General features: G+C 57.1%; 3 protein-coding genes. All 3 read right to left on the minus strand.

The features are described from left to right. Window positions 1-646, minus strand: a 646-nt coding sequence (locus EJP87_RS15305; protein ID WP_130472728.1) for an ATP-binding cassette domain-containing protein, incomplete at its 3' end; no start/stop codon positions are given. Continuing rightward, window positions 647-1,681 (minus strand): ABC transporter permease, encoded by a 1,035-nt coding sequence (locus EJP87_RS15310; protein WP_130472729.1) that lies wholly within the window; start codon window positions 1,679-1,681, stop codon window positions 647-649. Window positions 1,682-1,776: 95 nt separating this feature from the next. Then, on the minus strand, window positions 1,777-2,613 hold an 837-nt coding region (locus EJP87_RS15315; RefSeq protein WP_130472730.1), incomplete at its 5' end, for a glycosyltransferase family 4 protein.

The following is a 2,613-nucleotide window of genomic DNA, read 5'->3' on the forward strand; positions in this document are numbered from 1 at the left end:
GGGTAATCAGGAGCATGGCCATTCCCAACTCCCGTTGCAACCGGGACAACAGCTCTAAAATCTGTGCCTGAATGGTCACATCGAGGGCGGTGGTGGGCTCATCGGCGATCAACAAAGCCGGGCGCCGAGCCAGCGCCATGGCAATCATCACCCGTTGTCGTTGTCCACCGGAGAGCTGGTGTGGATAGGCATCCAGCTTTTGTTCAGGATCAGTGATTCCGGTCAGGGCCAGCAGCTCCAGAGCCCGTTCACGCAATTTTCCTCTCTCCGCTGCCGCCACGCCCTGCGGTGCAAAGGACTCCGCCAATTGGCGAAAGATCGGTTGCACTGGGTTCATGGCGGTCATCGGCTCCTGAAAGATCATCGCAATCTGTTCACCGCGCAAGTGGCGCAACGCCTCTGGCGCCAGGTCACGAATCTCCCTGTCGCGCAAATAGAGCCCATTGGCTTGCACGATGGCGTTGCCAGGCAATAACTGCAACAGAGAGAGAGCGGCCACACTCTTGCCGCTGCCTGATTCGCCGACCAGGGCGACCGTTTCCCCTGGCTGGATGGTCAGAGAGATGCCGCGTACTGCCGGAACGATCCCGGCTTCGCCGCGAAAGTGCACCTGCAAGTTATCCACACGCAACAGGGGTATGCTCATTCAACTCTCCTTGCGTGGATCCATGGCATCCCGTAACGCTTCGCCGATAAAATTGAGCAGCAGCATCATGGTAACCAAGACTGTAAATGTGGACAGAGAGATCCACCATGCCTCCATGTTGGCTTTACCCTGTTGCAACAGCTCACCCAGACTGGGCGTCGAGGGGGGCACTCCCAACCCTAAAAAATCGAGGCTGGTCAAGGCCAGAATGGTGCCGGAGATACGAAAGGGTAAAAAGGTGATCACTGGGGTCATGGCGTTGGGCAGAAGGTGGCGAAACATGATGGTTTGATCGGTTGCACCCATGGCGCGTGCGGCCTTGACATAGGCCATGTTGCGCGCCCGCAAAAATTCGGCCCGCACATAATCGGCCAAACTCATCCAGCCAAACAGCGAGAGCAGGAGGATCAACAACAGCAGGCTCGGATTGAACAAGCTGGCAAAAATAATCAACAGATACAACTCTGGCATGGAGCCCCAGATTTCGATCAGCCGTTGCAACAACAGATCGGTATAGCCGCCAAAATAGCCTTGCACCGCACCGGCGAGGATACCCAGCAGGGTACCGATCAAGGTCAAAGTGAGGGCAAAGAGCACCGACAAACGAAAGCCATAGAGCAGACGCGCCACGATATCGCGGGCCCGATCATCGGTTCCCAAAAGATGTTGGCGGTCGGGAGGCGCCGGAGCGGGGTGGCGCAGTTGGCCATCGATGGTATCAAAACGGTAGGGAATCGGTGGAAAGAGCAGCCAATTGGGGCTTTGTTGCAGGCGCGATAAAATATAGGGATCCCGATAGTCGGCTTCGGTTGCAAAATCACCGCCGAAGGTGGTTTCGGGATAGCTCTGCCAGAGGGGAAAATAGTAGGAGCCTTGATAATGGATCAACAGCGGCTTGTCGTTAGCCAGCAGCTCCGCCCCCAGGGAGAGCACAAACAAGAGTGCAAAGATCCACAGCGAATGGAAGCCGCGGCGATGGGCCTGAAAACGCCGCCAGCGACGGCGAACAAGCGGTGAGGGAGACCACATGGGCATAAGCGGAGACGATCCAGAAGAGAAGTTGCGCTAAAAAGGGAAGTGTGCGGTCTGTTTCTGCAGAGGGCAAGCCTCTTTTTTCCTGGGCAGAGGAATTATTGCAACAGACGGCGATAGAGTTGCAGCAGGGCTGCACTCATCGCCTCCAAGGTCAGAGGCAAGACCGTTTCCCGTGCCGCTTTCCCCATGTGCTGTCGTTTAGCCGCATCCTGCAGGAGCAGGATATTATCCTGCAAACGCTGCCGATCCAGCGCATCACCGAGCAAGCCATTTTCGCCATGGCGGAGCAGATCAGAGGCACCACATTGCAGAGTGGTGATGATGGGCAAACCGGCGGCCATTCCTTCCAGGGCCACATTGGGAAAGGGATCATAGCGGGTAGGCAGGAGTAGGATATCGGCTGCGCCATAAAATGGCTCTACTTGGCGCTGGCCACCGGTAAAGGTGACCTGACCTGCCACGCCCAGACGTTGCGCCTGCTGCTGCATGCCCCGCAGATCCCGATCCTCTCCCACCACCAGCAGATGAAAGTTCTGGGGCAGGTGGGTCAGGGTCTGCAGAGCAATGGGCACCCCTTTGCGCACAAAACCAGAGCCCACCAGCAATAGCAGGATTTTCTCTTCGCCAATGGACCATTGCTGGCGTATCTTCTGGCGCCATTGATCAGCCAAACGCGGATGAAAGCGTTCGCTATCGACACCGCTATAGATCACCTGCAGTTTATCGGCAGAGAGAGCAAAACACTCTTGGATCTCCCGTTGCACCATCTGCGAGTTGCAGATCACCATCCGCAGGCGTGGGGAGGCAAACATCTGCCGTTCCACGGCCAACAACTGCCGATGATAGGGGCTGAGTTGGGTAGCCATCCGGGCAAACCAGCCCAAGGTGCGGTTGCGTTCACGCAACCAGACCTGATGCACCCCATCGCCGGC

This window comes from Candidatus Magnetaquicoccus inordinatus (assembly GCF_004217665.1).
GTDB lineage: Bacteria > Pseudomonadota > Magnetococcia > Magnetococcales > Magnetaquicoccaceae > Magnetaquicoccus > Magnetaquicoccus inordinatus.